Annotated in this window: 15 protein-coding genes and 1 pseudogene; 15 read left to right on the top strand and 1 reads right to left on the bottom strand. The window is 33.5% G+C overall.

All coding sequences use genetic code 11. The annotated features are described in order from the left end of the window. Nucleotides 1–120: 120 nt before the first annotated feature. The 15 genes and pseudogenes from SOJ_RS03220 to SOJ_RS03290 all read left to right on the top strand — a co-directional run bounded on the left by SOJ_RS03220 (nucleotide 121) and on the right by SOJ_RS03290 (nucleotide 16,258). Entirely contained in the window at nucleotides 121–1,095 is a 975-nt protein-coding gene (locus SOJ_RS03220) for an SMP-30/gluconolactonase/LRE family protein (protein ID WP_002506650.1), read from the top strand. Between the two features lie 291 nt (nucleotides 1,096–1,386). Further along, nucleotides 1,387–2,856: a Na+/H+ antiporter NhaC gene (gene nhaC / locus SOJ_RS03225; protein WP_002506651.1), complete on the top strand. Its 1,470-nt coding sequence runs from the start codon at nucleotides 1,387–1,389 to the stop codon at nucleotides 2,854–2,856. 344 nt (nucleotides 2,857–3,200) lie between these two features. Further along, nucleotides 3,201–4,076 carry a cidABC operon transcriptional activator CidR gene (cidR, locus tag SOJ_RS03230; RefSeq protein ID WP_002506652.1) on the top strand — a complete coding sequence of 292 codons (876 nt, stop codon included), beginning with the start codon at nucleotides 3,201–3,203 and terminating at the stop codon, nucleotides 4,074–4,076. Nucleotides 4,077–4,423: 347 nt separating this feature from the next. After that, nucleotides 4,424–4,810: a CidA/LrgA family protein gene (locus SOJ_RS03235; RefSeq protein WP_002506653.1), complete on the top strand. Its 387-nt coding sequence runs from the start codon at nucleotides 4,424–4,426 to the stop codon at nucleotides 4,808–4,810. Continuing rightward, nucleotides 4,811–5,497, top strand: coding sequence for an LrgB family protein (locus SOJ_RS03240; RefSeq protein ID WP_002506654.1), 687 nt, complete (start codon nucleotides 4,811–4,813; stop codon nucleotides 5,495–5,497). It abuts the gene before it with no gap. A gap of 91 nt (nucleotides 5,498–5,588) precedes the next feature. Further along, entirely contained in the window at nucleotides 5,589–7,331 is a 1,743-nt protein-coding gene (locus SOJ_RS03245) for a pyruvate oxidase (protein ID WP_002506655.1), read from the top strand. Nucleotides 7,332–7,608: 277 nt separating this feature from the next. Next, on the top strand, nucleotides 7,609–9,003 hold the full coding sequence (locus tag SOJ_RS03250; RefSeq protein ID WP_002506656.1) for a YfcC family protein: 1,395 nt from the start codon (nucleotides 7,609–7,611) through the stop codon (nucleotides 9,001–9,003). Between the two features lie 227 nt (nucleotides 9,004–9,230). Continuing rightward, nucleotides 9,231–11,264 carry a glucose-specific PTS transporter subunit IIBC gene (gene ptsG / locus SOJ_RS03255; protein ID WP_002506657.1) on the top strand — a complete coding sequence of 678 codons (2,034 nt, stop codon included), beginning with the start codon at nucleotides 9,231–9,233 and terminating at the stop codon, nucleotides 11,262–11,264. 143 nt (nucleotides 11,265–11,407) lie between these two features. Continuing rightward, a complete protein-coding gene (locus SOJ_RS03260) occupies nucleotides 11,408–11,956 on the top strand; it encodes a GNAT family N-acetyltransferase (protein ID WP_002506658.1) in 549 nt (182 codons plus the stop codon). Between the two features lie 57 nt (nucleotides 11,957–12,013). Further along, the gene (locus tag SOJ_RS03265) at nucleotides 12,014–12,535 is read left to right on the top strand and encodes a VOC family protein (RefSeq protein WP_002506659.1); all 522 of its coding nucleotides are present in this window, start codon (nucleotides 12,014–12,016) and stop codon (nucleotides 12,533–12,535) included. Nucleotides 12,536–12,565: 30 nt separating this feature from the next. After that, complete coding sequence (locus SOJ_RS03270; protein WP_002511540.1) at nucleotides 12,566–13,549, top strand: D-cysteine desulfhydrase family protein; 984 nt, start codon at nucleotides 12,566–12,568, stop codon at nucleotides 13,547–13,549. A 164-nt stretch (nucleotides 13,550–13,713) separates the two neighbouring features. Continuing rightward, nucleotides 13,714–14,040, top strand: coding sequence for a thioredoxin family protein (locus SOJ_RS03275; protein WP_002511539.1), 327 nt, complete (start codon nucleotides 13,714–13,716; stop codon nucleotides 14,038–14,040). Between the two features lie 117 nt (nucleotides 14,041–14,157). Continuing rightward, a pseudogene (locus tag SOJ_RS14340) lies at nucleotides 14,158–14,453 on the top strand (transposase); the annotation flags it as partial. Nucleotides 14,454–14,617: 164 nt separating this feature from the next. Next, nucleotides 14,618–15,103 (top strand): GNAT family N-acetyltransferase, encoded by a 486-nt coding sequence (locus tag SOJ_RS03285; RefSeq protein ID WP_002506662.1) that lies wholly within the window; start codon nucleotides 14,618–14,620, stop codon nucleotides 15,101–15,103. 180 nt (nucleotides 15,104–15,283) lie between these two features. Continuing rightward, nucleotides 15,284–16,258, top strand: a complete 975-nt coding sequence (locus tag SOJ_RS03290) for an alpha/beta hydrolase fold domain-containing protein (RefSeq protein WP_002506663.1) — start codon at nucleotides 15,284–15,286, stop codon at nucleotides 16,256–16,258. A gap of 320 nt (nucleotides 16,259–16,578) precedes the next feature. Here the strand turns inward: SOJ_RS03290 and SOJ_RS03295 are convergent, their stop codons facing one another. Further along, entirely contained in the window at nucleotides 16,579–17,733 is a 1,155-nt protein-coding gene (locus SOJ_RS03295) for an ArgE/DapE family deacylase (RefSeq protein WP_002506664.1), read from the bottom strand. Nucleotides 17,734–17,766 lie beyond the last annotated feature (33 nt).

The following is a 17,766-nucleotide window of genomic DNA, read 5'->3' on the forward strand; positions in this document are numbered from 1 at the left end:
TCTCTGGTTAAATTGTTAAAACGCTATTTCTATTATCCAATGCTATGGTTATGATTTTATTTTAAGAAAATACTATCATATACTTGTTATATAAGAAAAAGTAGAAAAGGGGTATGAATAATGGAAAACAACAACATTCCGGCATTATCATATAAAGGGAATGCAAGTACAGCTGTGCCAATACTTTCACATGAAGCGGATATCCAAACGGTTACGGCAGAACAATGGCTGAAAATCTCTGATGAAGGTTTACAACTTGAAGGGCTATGCTTTGATAAAGATGGGAATCTACTTTTATGTGAAGTATTTGGAGGTACAATCTTTCACGTAGACCTGCCAGAGAAAAAAGTGACAACACTATTTCAATCACAAAAACAAAATCCAGCAGCAGTTAAAATACATAAAGATGGAAGACTTTTTGTTTGTTATTTGGGGGATTTTGAAAGCTCAGGAGGTATCTTTGCAGTAAATTCAGAAGGTGATCAAGAAGTTCCAATTGTTTCAGATATTGATACTGAATATTGTGTTGACGATTTAGTATTTGATAGTAAAGGTGGATTTTATTTTACAGATTTCCGTGGTTATTCTACAAATCCTAAAGGTGGCGTTTATTATGTGTCACCAGATTATAAAACAATCACACCTGTCATTCAGAATCTTGCTGTGGCCAATGGTGTGGCCTTAAGTACTGATGAAAAAACATTGTGGGTTACAGAGACAAATGCAAATCGATTACATCGCATAGATTTATTGGATGATGGTGTTACGATTGCGCCATTTGGTGCCTCTATTCCTTATCACTTCACAGGACATGAAGGTCCAGACTCTTGTTGCATTGATAGCGATGACAACCTTTATGTTGCAATGTATGGTCAAGGAAGAGTACTTGTTTTTAATAAAAAAGGTTATCCAATAGGTCAAATCTTGATACCAGGGCGTGACCAAGGGCATATGTTGAGATCAACGCATCCTGCCTTTATTCCTGGTACAGATCAATTAATTATTAGTGCGAACGATATAGAAATGGGTGGAGACTCTTGGTTATTTACTGCTAAAGGTTTTGCCAAGGGACATCAGAGTTACCAATTTCATTAAATTTAATTGAATAAACAGATATAGAAAAAATGTAACTTCGACTCGGAGTTACATTTTTTCTATATTAATGTTTTTAATACATAGTCATTCCCTTTAATAAAGATTGGGGGAATATGATGTGACTTGTTGTTTTAAAAAACGAGTTGTAAAAAATAGTGGCCTATCTTTATAAAAAAAGTGGTTTGAATGATGTAAAATAACTACAAATGTGATAATAACTACCTTTAAATAATAAATACGCTGTTGAAAGCGCATAAAAAGTTAAGTGTGATATAAAATAACAAAGGGGAGGTGCCTACTATTTTTAATAAGAAATCTAAAAATAATGGCGAAAAGATTAGAACAAAGAAAGAATTAGGACTTACATCTGCTTTAATTACTTTAATCATTATGATAACTTCAATGTTATTAACGGTAGCGGTGCTTGAGAAAGAGCCTCATATACCATTAATGATTGGTACGGCAGTTGCGATTATTATAACCATGTTACATGGATACGCATTTAGCGAAGTAGAGGAAATGATGTATAAGGGGATTCGACATGCATTACCAGCTATAGTAATCATTATTCTCGTAGGTTTAGTAATTGGTTCATGGATAGGTAGTGGTGTAGTAGCTACTATGATTTATTACGGACTGCAATTAATCGACCCAAGATACTTTTTAGTAGTAGTAATTGTGCTATGTGGTATTGTGGCATTAGCTATAGGTAGTAGTTGGTCTACAATGGCGACAGTAGGTGTAGCATCTATGGGTATTGGCCTGAGCATGGGTATTTCGCCAGGTATGGTTGCAGGCGCAGTCATCTGTGGATCTTACTTTGGTGATAAAATGAGTCCATTATCTGATACGACAAATTTAGCTTCTGGTTTGTCTGGTGTTAATTTATTTGAACATATTCAACACATGTTTTTTACAACGATACCAGCTTTGGTGATATCACTAGTTGCATTTTTCTTTATAGGTATACGTTTTGGTGATAAAAACTTTGACACCAAAAATATAGATGAAATACTGACTACGATGCAAGATAGTTTTGTGATTACACCGTGGTTGCTCATAGTACCATTGGCAGTCATCGCACTTGTAGTAGTCAAAGTACCAGCAATACCAGCGATTTGCGTAGGTATTATATTAGGGTTCTTCGCGCAACTGTTTATACAAGGTGACTCGATTGTAGATGGATTAACAGCATTACAAACAGGTTACACGATTGAATCTGGTAATGAACTCGTTGATGAATTATTTAACCGTGGTGGATTAGAATCAATGTTCTATACGATTTCACTTACACTTGTCGCAATGACATTTGGCGGTGTGCTTGAATATTCAGGCATGTTAACTGCATTAATTTCGGTTATTTTAAAATTTGCTAAATCTACAGGATCATTAATTGCATCTGTTATAGTGTCATGTATTGGTACAAACTTTACATGTTCGGAACAATACATATCAATTATCGTCCCATCCAGAATGTACGCAGGGGCGTTTAAAAAGAAAAATTTACATGCTAAAAACTTATCCAGAGCTTTAGAAGATGGCGGTACGTTAACGTCTGTATTTGTACCATGGAATACTTGTGGTGTATTTATTGCTTCGACATTAGGAGTGTCTGTTATAGAATATGCGCCTTATGCAATTTTAAATTATACAGTACCAGTCATATCTATTATATTTGGGTATATTGGTTTTAAAATTATAGGATTAAGTAAAGAAGAAATTGAACAAAATAGAAAAGAAGAAGAGGCGAACCTAACATAATATAGCAATTTGGTTTAAAAGCAGTCAACACGTTGATTTGTAACAGTTGTATTTAATTCAAGGTTAGTAATCTAAACAATATAATATGAATTAAGTGCATAAACATATATTTCTGATTAATTAAAATTGTCCGAATATATTGAAAAATAAATGCGCTCCAAAGTTGAATTTAGTTTCAATTTTTAGGAGTGCATTTTTCACGTTTATTTGTTCGTTTGTGATAGTTATTTAAAAATAATAATGGTCTGTGAATTAACGTTTTTGTAATGAGTTGATATTGAAAAATTAAAATTTAAACGTATACTTGAAAGTATTAATTATGTTTCAAGTAGAGGAGTACGTGCATGGATATTAAACAGATGAAGTACTTTGTTGAAGTTGTAAACCAAAATAGTATGACAAATGCTTCCAAATCTTTATATATTGCTCAGCCAACGATTAGTAAAGCAATAAAAGATTTAGAAAAAGAATTGAACATGACACTTTTCGACCGCAGTAAACGACAACTTGCATTGACTGATGCTGGTAGGGTGTTTTATCAGAAAAGCAAAGAAATTTTAACGCTCTATAATGATTTGCCTAGAGAGGTTAATAGTCTACTTGGTTTAGAAACAGGTCATATCAGTATAGGTTTGTCTGCAGTGATGAACATGAATAAGTTTATTCATATACTTGGTGAGTTTCATCAAAAATACCCAAATGTTACATATAATTTAGTGGAAAATGGTGGGAAGATGATTGAGACTCAGTTAATTAAAGATGAGATTGATATTGGTATTACCACAATTCCAGTGGATCAGTCCATTTTTCACTCTGTGTTGTTATATGAGGAAGAATTGAGACTCGTATTGAATAAAGAGCATAGATTAGCGAATTATGAACAAATAAACATGAGTATGTTAAAAGAAGAGGACTTTATACTATTTAATGAAGATTTCTATTTAAATGACAAAATTATTGAAGCGGCTAAAAATTCAGGATTTGTGCCAAATACAATTTCTAAAATTTCTCAGTGGAACTTTATTGAAAATTTATTAAGCGCACATCTTGGTGTGAGTATCTTACCAGAGAATATTGTGAATTTACTTGATGGTAATTTTAAAAGTATAAAAATTGATGACCCAGCAATGCGTTGGGAGTTAGGCGTTATATGGAAAAAGGAAAAATATTTAAGTCATGCGACTAAAAAGTGGATTGAATTTATGAAACAAAGGTTATAAAAATACTTATATAGGTTGGTTATGACTTTAGTCAGTCTTATGAGAGCAGGAAGAAATCAAAACTTGATTTCTTCCTGCTCTCTTTTTGTTTGCAACAACATAAATAATCAAATGTAAAGTCATGTAAGTGCCGAAATAGCAGGGGCTGTTGAATGAAAAGCATGAGTATTTAAAGTTTCATTATTATTGTTTAATATAATGAAATATAATGTATTCAATCGCTTACATGAAAAAAAGTAATAGGTGTCATTGATAATCAATATTTTTATTATATTACGTACGGGCTTATACTAGTATATGTAATCAATAAAACACCAAATAAAAATGACGATAAAGGGATGATAAAAATGCAGATGTCACTAAAGGTAGTTAGAGTTTTATTTCAAATATTAATGATTATGGCTATTACGTATGCTGGAAATGTCTTGCAAAGGGTTCTGCACATTCCAATTGCAGGAAGCATCGTAGGCTTAATCTTATTTTTTCTCTTACTACAATTTAAAATTATCCCATCACAATGGGTTAGTAAAGGTTCGAATTTTTTCTTAACAACTATGGTATTTTTCTTTGTACCTTCCGTTGTAGGGGTCATGGATGTCGTATCTGAGATTAATTTAAATTTCATTTTATTCTTCGCAATGATTATTTTAGGAACTTGCTGTGTTGCTTTAATTTCAGGGTTTATAGCGGAGAAAATGGTTAGAACTACGGAATATGGGAATGGACAAGATTAGATGACACTTTTAAATGCTTTGATAATGATTGTCTTAACAATTGTTATGTATGCTGGAGCTAAAAAATTACAGCAAAAATTTAAAAACCCGTTTTTAAATCCAGCACTCATATCTTCTATTGGTATTATTACGATCTTGCTTCTATTTAATGTAGATTATCAAGGTTATATGGTTGGCGGTCAATGGATTAATTATCTATTAAACTGTACGGTGGTTTGTTTAGCTTTTCCGTTATATCAGAACCGTCATAAAATATTAAAACATGCCAATATCATATTCAGTAGTGTCTTCTCAGCAGTGATATTAAACTTTGTGTTTATATTTTGCTTATTGAAAATATTAGGTTATTCAAGAGAAGTTATTATGACGATGTTACCACGCTCTATGACTGCCGCAGTTGGTATAGAAGTTTCAAACCAACTGGGCGGGGTAGATACGATTACTGTTATGTTTATCGTCGCGACAGGGTTAATTGGTAGTATATTAGGGTCTTATTTATTAAAAGTGGGAAGATTTAAGACCGCTATTGCAAAAGGTTTAACGTACGGTAATGCATCTCATGCATTCGGTACGGCACAAGCATTTGAAATAGATGATGAGTCGGGCGCTTTTAGTTCTATCGGTATGATTTTAACAGCCGTTTTAAGTTCTATTGTATTACCGATACTAGTCCTCTTATTATATTAAGTTTTAAAACGAACTAGATATTTTACTGCAAACAACATCAGAAGAATCAACGATTTAAAATGATTGAAATTTGAAAGGAGCTATTTTAAAAATGGCAAAAATTAAAGCAAATGAAGCATTAGTAAAAGCGTTGCAAGCATGGGATATTGATCATTTATATGGTATTCCAGGAGATTCTATAGATGCAGTCGTAGATAGTTTAAGAACAGTTAGAAATAATATTAAATTTGTTAATGTTAGACACGAAGAAGTTGCAAGTCTAACTGCTTCAAGTTACACGAAAGTGACTGGCAAAATTGGAGTAGCTTTAAGTATTGGTGGACCTGGTGTAATTCACTTACTTAACGGTATGTATGATGCGAAAATGGACAATGTACCTCAACTTATTTTAGCTGGTCAAACAGATAGTACAGCTTTAGGTACGAAAGCATTCCAAGAAACAGATATTAGCAAATTAGTTGATGACGTGTCAGTCTATAACCGTCAAATATCTGAAAATGACAAAGATATATTTGGTATTGTCAATGAAGCGATTCGTACTGCATATGAGAAAAAAGGTGTAGCCGTATTAATCTTACCGAATAACTTATTAACAAATAAAGTTAAAGATACAACAAATACAAAAGTGGACACTGCACCACCAGCACGTGTAACACCAAAACCACGTAGTATTAAAAAAGCAACTAAGCTTATCAATAAAAGTAAACGTCCGGTAGTACTTGTCGGTATGGGTGCCAAGCATGCCAAAGATGAACTACTTCAATTTATTGAAGCGGTGAAAATACCTTCAATTATCACGCTACCTGCGAAAGGTTTATTAGCGGATGCGCATCCTTATAATATTGGGAATCTAGGTAAAATCGGAACGAAAACATCTTACCAAACAATACAAGATGCCGACCTATTAATCATGATAGGTACGAATTATCCTTATGTGGATTATTTACCTAAGAAAAATATTAAAGCAATTCAAATTGATAACAATGCTGAAAATATTGGCCACCGTTTTGATGTGAATGTGGGTATTGTTGGTGACAGTAAATTATCATTGCTACAATTAACAGATTCAGTAAAACATGTATCAGAACGTGATTTCTTAACGAAAACATTAGAAAGAAAAGCAACTTGGGATGCATGGATGGCAAAAGATTTAGAAGATAACAGTAAACCAATTAGACCAGAACGTCTAATGGATGCAATTAACCAAGTAAGAACAGACGATGCAATCTTTTCTATTGATGTAGGTACATCAACAGTATGGTCAACACGTTATTTAAATTTAACAGTTAACAATAAATTTATTGTATCTAGTTGGTTAGGTACAATGGGTTGTGCATTGCCAGGTGCCATTGCTGCTAAAACAGCATACCCTAATCGTCAAGTTGTCGGTATTGCTGGTGATGGTGCATTCCAAATGGTAATGCAAGACTTTGCAACAGCAGTACAATATGACTTACCAATGACGTTCTTTGTGTTAAATAATCAACAACTTTCATTTATTAAATATGAACAACAAGCAGCTGGTGAATTAGAATATGCAATTAATTTCACTGATATTGATTACGCAAAATTTGCTGAAAGTTGTGGTGGGGTTGGTTACACATTAACTGACCCAAATAGAATTGACGAAGTAGTTGAAGATGCAATGTCGCAAGACCGTCCAACAATTGTCAACGTGTACGTTGATGAAACTGCAGCACCATTACCAGGCAAGATTGTGATGGATGAAGCAATGAATTATGGTAAATGGGCATTTAGATCAATTACTGAAGATGGAAAATTAGACCTAGAGGAGTTACCTCCAATGTCAACGGCGGTAAAACGTTTCTTCTAAACTTATATTGTAATTTAAAGCTACCAAACACTTTTATGTTTGGTAGCTTTTTTATTATATAAAGCTAAACTTTCATTGCTATAAATATTGTTATTTTATTCTTGCTCACCTATGTTGTGTTTCATATACTAATGCATAACAAATGATAAAATTATAATGTGAAAAATTATTTTATAAAGATTAACATTAGTGCTTATTTCGCATAAAATAGGCTATATAAGTATATAAAGAACAAATAGCGACGAATGCAAGTTTGAGAGAAGAAAGGAAGAACGTGATGTTTAAATCAATTTTTAAATCAAATCGTTTTAAAACGCCACATACATATGCATTATTATTAATAATTATTGCTTTTTCAAGCTTACTTACATACATAATACCGGCGGGGGAGTTCGCACGTGAGAAAAAGGACGGACAAACTCTAGTTGTTTCAGGATCTTATCAAGAAGTAGCACAACATGGTGTATCATTTTTCGATATATTTCGTGCGATACCTGAAGGATTAATTAGTGGTGGAGAAATTGTATTTTACATCTTTTTAGTAGGTGGCGCCTTCGGTATCGTACATAAGACGGGTGCATTTGAAAATGGTGTCAATAAAGCGATGCAAGCATTAGGAACGTATAAAGGGCTTATGATTCCTTTAACAATGACTATTTTTTCTATACTAGGATTTTCTATTGGGCTAGCAGAAGAAACGATTATTTTCGTGCCAATTGGTATCATTATCGCCCGAACATTAGGCTATGATGCGCTTACAGGTGCTGCCATGGTAATACTTGGGGCAGCTAGTGGATTTATAGGTGGTATGCTCAATCCATTTACAGTCGGTGTAGCGCAATCTGTAGCTGAATTACCCATGTTTTCAGGTTGGGGGCTACGGACAATCATTTATCTATTTATTTTAAGTGCCGCGATAATGACAGTAATGCTTTATGCCCGAAAAGTTAAGAAGGATAAAACTAAAAGTCTTGTTTATGAATTGGAACAAGCAGAAAGTAATTTAGAAACCCAAATGTCCACACCACGCTTTACAAAAAGACAGGCGATAGGTTTAGGTTTAATCGTTGCAGCGATTGTATTAAACGTATATGGTATTTTTACTTATGGTTGGTCATTTAATGAAATGAGTGCGAACTTTTTACTAGCAGGTTTATTAGCAGGTTTCATTGGTGGTCTAGGGATGAATGGCACTTTCGATGCAATGATTGAAGGTATGAAAGATATACTATTTGGAGCAATGATTGTCGGCTTTGCTAAAGGTATTATTGTGATTTTAGAGAATGGTCAAGTCATCGATACAATTGTTTATGGCATGACAACTTTATTAGCAGATATACCTTCTTCAATGGTAATCATAGCAATGTTTATATTACAATTTTGCTTGAATTTCTTTATACCATCAGGTTCAGGCCAAGCATTAACAACAATGCCCTTAATGGTACCTATATCTGACTTATTAAATATTAATAGACAAGTTACTGTGCTTGCCTTCCAATATGGAGATGCGATTAGTAATGTTTTATTCCCAACGTCGGCAATACTCATGGGCGCGTTAGCTGTTGGGAAAATTACTTACACACAATGGCTGAAATTTGCGTGGAAATTAATCGTGATATGGGTAGTGATTTGTAGTATCGGGATGTCTATTGCATTAATAATCGGCTACTGATTGCACATCATAGTGAAAAGAAGTTATAACATTTTGAAAAATAGAATGCGAATGGATATTGTATAAATTTTTGAAATAGTATATACTAAATTAAAACAAATCGTCATATTGCGTGTTACTGGTTAAGCAGGCATGAGCAAACAAAGCGACTATCGGGAATAGTCTGTTTGCTCATGCCTTTTTGTATGCGTTTTGGCGAAAAAGATAGAGAAGGGATGTTTTTGTGTATGTTTAAAAAGTTTTTTGGACAATTGCAACGTATTGGTAAAGCGTTAATGTTACCAGTCGCAATTTTACCAGCCGCTGGTTTATTACTAGCAATTGGTACAGCAATTCAAGGGGAGTCCCTACAACAATACCTTCCATTTATACAAAATGGAGGAATTCAAAGTATCGGTGAGATGATGGCTGGCGCAGGTGGTATTATATTCGATAACTTGCCAATCATATTTGCGATGGGTGTTGCAATCGGGTTAGCTGGTGGTGATGGCGTTGCAGCTATTGCTGCGTTTGTCGGCTATATCATTATGAATAAAACGATGGGTGCATTTTTACATGTGTCACCAGATAACGTAAATGATGCAGCGAGTGGTTATGCGAGTGTATTAGGTATACCAACATTACAAACAGGGGTGTTTGGCGGTATTATCATTGGGGCGCTTGCTGCTTGGTGTTATAACAAATTCTTTAATATTTCATTACCATCATATTTAGGGTTTTTTGCTGGTAAACGTTTTGTGCCAATTATGATGGCACTGACTTCTTTTGTATTAGCATTCCCGATGGCTTTAATATGGCCAACTATTCAAACAGGACTAAATGCATTTAGTGAAGGGTTACTTGATGCCAATACAGGTTTATCTGTATTCTTATTCGGATTTATCAAACGTTTATTAATACCGTTTGGTTTACATCACATTTTCCACGCACCGTTTTGGTTTGAATTTGGTTCATGGACGAACGCAGCAGGAGATATTATTCGTGGTGACCAACGTATCTTTATAGAACAAATTCGTGAAGGAAGTCATTTAACAGCTGGTAAATTTATGCAGGGTGAATTCCCGGTAATGATGTTTGGATTACCTGCAGCAGCTTTGGCTATTTATCATACAGCGAAACCTGGAAGTAAGAAAGTTGTGGCTGGTTTGATGGGTTCTGCAGCTTTAACTTCGTTCTTAACTGGGATTACGGAACCATTAGAATTCTCATTCTTATTCGTAGCGCCATTATTATTCTTTATTCATGCAATACTGGATGGTTTAGCGTTCTTAACTATGTATCTATTAGACGTGCATTTAGGATATACATTCTCAGGTGGTTTTATAGACTTTGTATTATTAGGCGTGTTACCGAACCAAACAAATTGGTGGCTTGTGATTCCAGTAGGACTGGTATACGCAGTAATTTACTACTTTGTATTCCGATTCTTAATCACAAAATTCAATTACAAAACGCCTGGTCGTGAAGACAAGCAAGTTGAAGCTTCTACAGCAACAGCGAGTGAATTACCATTTGAAGTATTAGATGCAATGGGTGGCCAAGAGAATATTAAACATCTTGATGCTTGTATCACACGCCTACGTGTTGAAGTGAAAGAGAAGAGTAAGGTCGATGTTGCTGGATTGAAAGAATTGGGTGCTTCTGGCGTGCTTGAAGTAGGTAATAATATGCAAGCAATATTCGGTCCTAAATCCGATCAAATCAAGCATGATATGGCTATGATTATGAAAGGTGAAATTACTAAACCAACTGAAACAACCGTACCAGTTGAAGACGATAATAAAGTTACACATATGGACGATTTGGATGAAGTGGAAATTTACTCACCAGGTAAAGGTCAAATCATACCTTTATCAGAAGTACCTGACCAAGTGTTCGCTCAAAAAATGATGGGTGATGGTGTAGGATTTGTTCCTGAAGATGGAGAAATTGTGGCACCATTTGACGGTACAGTGAAAACAATATTCCCTACAAAGCATGCGATTGGTATAGAGTCAGATGAAGGTATAGAATTACTTATTCATATTGGTATTGATACTGTTAAATTAGATGGTTCTGGCTTTGAAAGTATGGTGAGTACAGGAGACACAATTAAAAAAGGTCAAAAGCTAATGCAAGTTGATTTAGACTATATTAAAGCAAATGCACCTAGTATCGTGACACCATTGATATTAACAAACTTAGAAAATCGTACACTTGAAATAACTGATGTATCAGAAGTGAAATCACAACAATTGATTATGACAGTTAAACAAGACTAAATAATCATATTATATAGCATCTCAAACAGTTCGAATTGATAAGAATTCGAACTGTTTTTTATTTTACAAAATAAAATGTTGAAATATTCTGAAATTATAAATATCATAGGAGTTATGATTATATTAAAAATGAGGGTGAAATTATGAACTATCGACCAACAATGCAAGTGATGCCCAAAGTAACACTTGTGCCACCAGAGTCAAATATGGCTGAAGCATTATATCAAACAATTAAAGAAAATTTTTCACACTTAGAACCATTTCTAGAATTTATTACAGAAGATGTCACAGTACAAGACGAAAGTGCATATTTGACAATGATGATTCAACAACATGCAGACAATACAGGTCGTTTATTTCTTATTTATTATGAAGATGATCTTATAGGTACCATAGATTTACATAAAATAGATACGAAGAATCGCAAAGCAGAAATTGGTTATTGGATTGCTGAAGATTATACAGGTAAGCAAATTACAACGACGTGCGTGAAGTATATGTGCCATTATGCGTTTGAAACGTTAAGCTTAAATAAATTGACTATTTTAGCCGATGTTCGAAATATACCAAGCAATAAAGTTGCTGAAAAAGTTGGCTTTTCTTTTGTTGCTACAGATTATCAAGATGTATTCGATGGAGAAGTATTTAGAGATATGAACCGTTATATATTATTAAAAGAACATTTCCACTAGAATAAATTGAACACTTTTATCACATTTGAAAAATATGATTTTGAAAGGGGGATGGATATGGATATCACAAGAGGGATAAACCATATTGGATTGACGGTACCAGATATTGAAGTAGCAACTACATTTTTCAAAGAAGCTTTGGATGGCAAGATAGCCTATGATAGTCAAACCAAAGCTGATGATTCGCGATCAGGTGCATTTGTAGAACATGTCTTAGATATAGAACAAGGAGCAAAAATTATAAAAAAACGCATGATGGTGTTTCATAATGGACCTAATATAGAAATGTTTGAATTCAAAGATGCTACTCAACAAAGTCCGGCATCATTACAAGATATTGGTTTTACACATATTTCATTTTACGTAGATGATTTTGAAACAACTTTTAATCAAGTGAAACAAGCAGGAGGCGAACCGATTTCGGCACCACACAGTAATACAAAATATGAAGATACAGCAAATAATAAAACCGTATATATACGCACGCCATGGGGGAGTTTAATTGAATTACAGACCATCCCTAATGGTTATTATTATCCAAATGACAGTGAAGCTGAAGTGTTTATACCTAAAAAATAAATATTATACTTTAATTAAGGGGAATCGATGATGCTACAAAGAAAATTAAATATCGCGAATTTAAAGACACCTATTCATAAATTAGAAGCACTAAGTCAGTCATTAGGTAAAGACATCTATATTAAAAGAGATGACTATACAGGAACCGAAATTTCAGGCAATAAGGTAAGGAAATTAGAATATACAATACAGTATGTATTAGATAACGGTTATGATACAGTCATTACAACTGGAGCAATCACATCTAATCATGCGCGTGCAACTGCTGCTGTCTGCACGCAATACAATATAGAATGCCATTTGATATTGAGAGGAACTAAAAAGTACTATGAAGGGAATTTGTTTTTGGCAACGATGTTAGGCGCTCATATACATTTTATAGAACCTAGCGCTTCAAGAGAAGAAACGATGGAAATATTGTATAGAGAATTAGAAGAAGCTGGCAAAACGCCATTTAAAATACCTGCTGGCGCATCTGACTGGATAGGCGCTCATGGTTATATTAATACTTATGAAGAAATATTAAACCAAGAAATCACGATGGGTGTTCAGTTTGATTCTATTAATTTAGCGGTAGGTTCTGGTGGGACATATGCTGGACTTTGGTTTGGCAAAACGAGTAATAATTTAGCGACTCAAATCATTGGATATGCTGTAAACAAAAATGCTGAAACCTTTAAAAATAAAGTGATTGAGATTATTAAAGATTTAGACAAGGACACGCCCTCGTTTGAATCGATTTTAATCAACGACGAATATATTGGTTTAGGATATGGCCAAGCAACGGATGAAGAACTTCAGTTTTATATCGACATTGCGCAACAAGAGGGAATAATATTAGATCCCACATATACTGGAAAAGCTTTTCGAGGTCTTGTTGAGGAAATAAAACAAGGTCATTATAATGATCAGCAATCCATTTTATTTATTCATACAGGTGGCTTACAAGGTTATACGCAAGAGATAAGAACGCGTATCGAACAATTACTGTTAAAAAACACCAAGTCACTATAATAGTCGTATGCTATATTTTAAAATATAATATGTTCAATTGCTAAAAGGATAGTAGCTATTTTAGAATATTGGGTTATTGTATTTTCGAAGCAAATACGTTGATTATTCATCTGAAAATGTTTCATAATGAGATACAATTTGTGTGACGAGGATGGTGTTTAAAAATGACGCGAACATTGACTACGATAGAATCATTTCACGCGTTTGTTAACAATCATAAATTGGTGGTTATACATGTAATGAGAGACAATTGTAGCGTTTGTCATGCAGTGTTACCACAAATAGAAGGACTTGTAGGTGAATATCCTAATGTGTCACTAGGGGTTATAAACCAAAGTAATTTAGAAGCTATCGCTGGTGAACTATCGATATTTACTGTGCCAGTAGATTTAATATATTTAGATGGAAAAGAAATGCACAGACAAGGTCGCTTTATTGATATGCAACGGTTTGAACATCAGTTGAATTTGATGTATCAAAGTATAGATTAATGCATTGTAGCGTACAATTTCTTTCTATTTAAAATCGGTACAATTATATAAATTAATACAAAAATAAGACACCTCGTTTTAAAGTTACTCTAACATAACTTTAAAACGAGGTGTCTTATGTATAAAAATTATAATATGACTCAGTTAACACTACCAATGGAGACTGAAATTTTGATTCCTAACAATGATATCGCACATGCAGTTAATCAAATTGTTGAAATAATCCCAGAAACAGAATTCTACGAATTCAATCACTTAAATAGTGCATCACCTTATCACCCTAAAATGATATTGAAAGTAATTCTTTATGCTATACACAATCTATATTTTCTGGACGAAGAATTGAAGCTACACTTTCAGATAGTATTCGTATGATGTGGTTATCTCAAAATCAAAAGCCATCATATAGAACAAAAACTCATTGATAATGAGTCCATCTTTGTGTTGTTGATACTTGTAATAACACAAAATAATTAAATTGTTTAAAATAAAAATGTGAGTAATTAGATAAAAAGTTTCATATTTCTTATGAATAATGTATGATAAAGAATATTAATAGTACAATAGGGGGATGTATATGCGAATAGAAAGAATCTGTCCTGATGAAGCAGAGGAACTATATACTTGTATGAAGAAAATCGACCAAGAAACGCAATATATGTTGTATTTGCCAGATGAACGTAGCTTTGATAAAGAAGTATTTATTGATGATATTAAGCGTAATTTTTATATTGGTGTTAAAACAGATGACAATGAAATCTTAGGATATCTTTCTGTACATATTAGTACATTATTTAAGGTGAAACATATTGGTTATATTATGACAGGACTCGTTAACAATAAGCAGCAGCAAGGTTTATCAACAAAAATGTTTGATGAAACAATTAGGTGGGCAAAGCGCAAGGGGTTAAGACGCTTAGAATTAAATGTGATCACATCGAATACACCTGCTATTAATTTTTACGAAAAATTAGGATTTAAAATCGAAGGTATTAAGCGTGAATCCATTTATATGGATGAACATTACTATGATGAACTCTATATGCCAATGATATTGGATTAGGATTTTATTTCTAATGCTACTCGCATGTTGTAGATGTCAGGCGAAAAGACAAGGTAAGGTTGAGAAATCAATGATATATACATAAAATTAAAATATTGAATATAAATAATTGCTTTTACTAAAAATATGAACTTCTTTATTATAAAATATATATCAGACGAATTGAGGAGGTTATATATTTTGTTTAAAAAAATTATAGGATTAACGAGTGTTGGCGTAATAACTTCCTATTTTTATGCTAAGGTAAAAGAAAAACGTAGCTATAAAAGCTTTTTATATGAAGCAACAATAAGAGCTACACAAATGAAAAAGCCATTTGAAAGTGTAGAAAATGCGAAGAAAATGTTGAAAGTTGTGATGAGAGATACAGAAGGGCCACACAAAGGCACGGATTATAGCTTTCGAAACGATGTTCGAACTACAACTATACAAAATGCAACGACGTATGTAGTGAATGATAAAGCAGATAGCCAACAACGAGTTGTATTGTATTTACATGGAGGTGCGTGGGTCCAAGACCCTATTAAAACACACTTTGAGTATATAGATATAGTTGCAGATGAATTGGACGCGAAAGTCATTATGCCGGTATATCCCAAAGTACCACATGCAACTTACAAAGAGACGTTTAGATTGCTTACTGAAATCTATAAAAATATAATTGCTCAAGTAGAACATCCACAACAAGTAATTATCATGGGTGATTCGGCGGGCGGTCAAATTGCATTATCATTTGCGCAATATATCAAAACATTAGACTTAGAACAGCCAAGTCACATTGTATTGATTTCTCCCGTTTTAGATGTGACCTTATCTAATCCTGAAGCACCTGCGTATGAAAAAATAGATCCTATGTTAGCTATTAAAGGTACGCAGTATTTCATAGAATTGTGGACAGGTGATACACCATTAACAGATTGGCGGGTTTCTCCAATCAATGGTGCATTAGATGGTTTAGGACATATTACGATTTCAATAGGTACAAAAGAAACGTTATATCCAGATGCAGTGAAATTATCGAACTTATTAAATGAAAAAAATATCGAACATGATTTCTTACCAGGTTATAATTTATTCCATATTCATCCAATCTTTCCAATTCCGGAAAGACGACAATTTTTAGAACAACTAAAGCAAATTATCAATAATCATTAAGAATAATTTATCTTTTAACCTAAAAATCTTTATAAATTAATCTATATAAATAAAAGGGCTTTCCATTTTTGGGAAAGCCCTTTTAGAGTGCCATAAAGTTTGGGGTTTTGTTGGCAGTTTTTTTGTGCACATTCCGCTGTCACAGCATCAGTTCGTAGTCTTCGGCTAGTGCTTTATTAACTAGTCAGGAGTCGGCGCAAAGCACTATAATTAGTAAAAAGAAAAAATATAATGAAACATTCATTGTTATTGTCTAAATTCATATATAAAATATTGTTTCTTAAGTCATTTTAGGAAATGATACGGATTAGCAGTATCATTTATTTATTTTTTAAATAAGTTGGGAAAAATTCTGTGAATAAATCAATAAATGCTAAATACACATCTTTTTCTACATATTCATCTACTTGATGCGCTTGGCTGACTAAACCAGGGCCATACATAATAAATGAAAAGTCTTTATCTTTATCTACAAGTAGGTCGGAAGCATCGGTTACACCTGGTGAAGCTTCTAAAGGTAAATCAGTATTTAAATATTTTGTACCCATTTCGTGAGCTAATTCTGCTAGTTTATTTTGACCAGTTGTATAAACAGGGGGTCTAGACATGTAAGTGTCGATTTCAATATCTGTTTGATCAGTTTCAACTTGTTTTAAAATCTCATTAAAATAAGAAATGAATTGTTCGTTATCATGTTCTGGAATTGTACGGATATTAAATTCTGACTCAGCGTGTTCTGGAATAGAGTTCACTTGGTTACCGCCATTAAAGATAGTAGCATTCATAATGGCATTACCTAAAAGGGTATTGCTTTTGTTGAACTTTTCAAAACCTTCATCTGCTTTATAAACAAATTTCACAAGTGGCGAAATAGCATTAAACCCGAGGTGTGGCATGGAACTATGCGAAGCTTTACCTTTTGAAGTAACACGAATGTCCATTGAACCTTTATGTGCATAAACAATTCTATCTTGAGATGGTTCGGCAATAACGAGCGCTTCTACATCTTTCATATAGCCTTGCTCTTGGAAAGCTTTTGCGCCTTCACCGACAATTTCTTCGCCTGCAGTTGCGAGCAAACGAATTTTACCATGGTCTAATAATTCTTGTTCTTTGATATCAATCAAGCTGATGACCAATGCAGCAAGTCCTGATTTCATATCTGCAGAACCACGTCCATAAAATTTATTATCTACTTCAGTTAATTTGAATGGATCATATGTCCATTTATTATTATCGCCTTCTGAAACGACATCCATATGCCCAGAAATACCTAGAACTGGTCCATCTTCACCAATCTCTGCTATTAAATTTGCGCGCGTATCGTTGATTTTAATTATTTTGGAGTCGATACCATGTTTAGATAATAAATCTTTAAGATATTCACAAACTTCAACTTCGTGATCATTTACAGATTTAATACTTACTAAATCTTCTAGTATTTGAACTTTTTCTGCTTCTGAAAATTTACTCATCTTAATAAAACCCCTTTTCATAAAATAATAACT

Source organism: Staphylococcus sp. OJ82, assembly GCF_000294465.1.
In the GTDB taxonomy this organism is placed as follows: Bacteria; Bacillota; Bacilli; order Staphylococcales; family Staphylococcaceae; genus Staphylococcus; species Staphylococcus equorum.

Excerpts from the sequence above, each read along its gene's own strand:
- SOJ_RS03220 (WP_002506650.1), top strand. The coding sequence starts at position 121 with ATGGAAAACAACAACATTCCGGCATTATCATATAAAGGGAATGCAAGT.
- cidR (WP_002506652.1), top strand. The coding sequence starts at position 3,201 with ATGGATATTAAACAGATGAAGTACTTTGTTGAAGTTGTAAACCAAAAT.
- SOJ_RS03235 (WP_002506653.1), top strand. The coding sequence starts at position 4,424 with ATGCAGATGTCACTAAAGGTAGTTAGAGTTTTATTTCAAATATTAATG.
- SOJ_RS03240 (WP_002506654.1), top strand. The coding sequence starts at position 4,811 with ATGACACTTTTAAATGCTTTGATAATGATTGTCTTAACAATTGTTATG.
- SOJ_RS03245 (WP_002506655.1), top strand. The coding sequence starts at position 5,589 with ATGGCAAAAATTAAAGCAAATGAAGCATTAGTAAAAGCGTTGCAAGCA.
- SOJ_RS03250 (WP_002506656.1), top strand. The coding sequence starts at position 7,609 with ATGTTTAAATCAATTTTTAAATCAAATCGTTTTAAAACGCCACATACA.
- ptsG (WP_002506657.1), top strand. The coding sequence starts at position 9,231 with ATGTTTAAAAAGTTTTTTGGACAATTGCAACGTATTGGTAAAGCGTTA.
- SOJ_RS03260 (WP_002506658.1), top strand. The coding sequence starts at position 11,408 with ATGAACTATCGACCAACAATGCAAGTGATGCCCAAAGTAACACTTGTG.
- SOJ_RS03265 (WP_002506659.1), top strand. The coding sequence starts at position 12,014 with ATGGATATCACAAGAGGGATAAACCATATTGGATTGACGGTACCAGAT.
- SOJ_RS03270 (WP_002511540.1), top strand. The coding sequence starts at position 12,566 with ATGCTACAAAGAAAATTAAATATCGCGAATTTAAAGACACCTATTCAT.
- SOJ_RS03275 (WP_002511539.1), top strand. The coding sequence starts at position 13,714 with ATGACGCGAACATTGACTACGATAGAATCATTTCACGCGTTTGTTAAC.
- SOJ_RS03285 (WP_002506662.1), top strand. The coding sequence starts at position 14,618 with ATGCGAATAGAAAGAATCTGTCCTGATGAAGCAGAGGAACTATATACT.
- SOJ_RS03295 (WP_002506664.1), bottom strand. The coding sequence starts at position 17,733 with ATGAGTAAATTTTCAGAAGCAGAAAAAGTTCAAATACTAGAAGATTTA.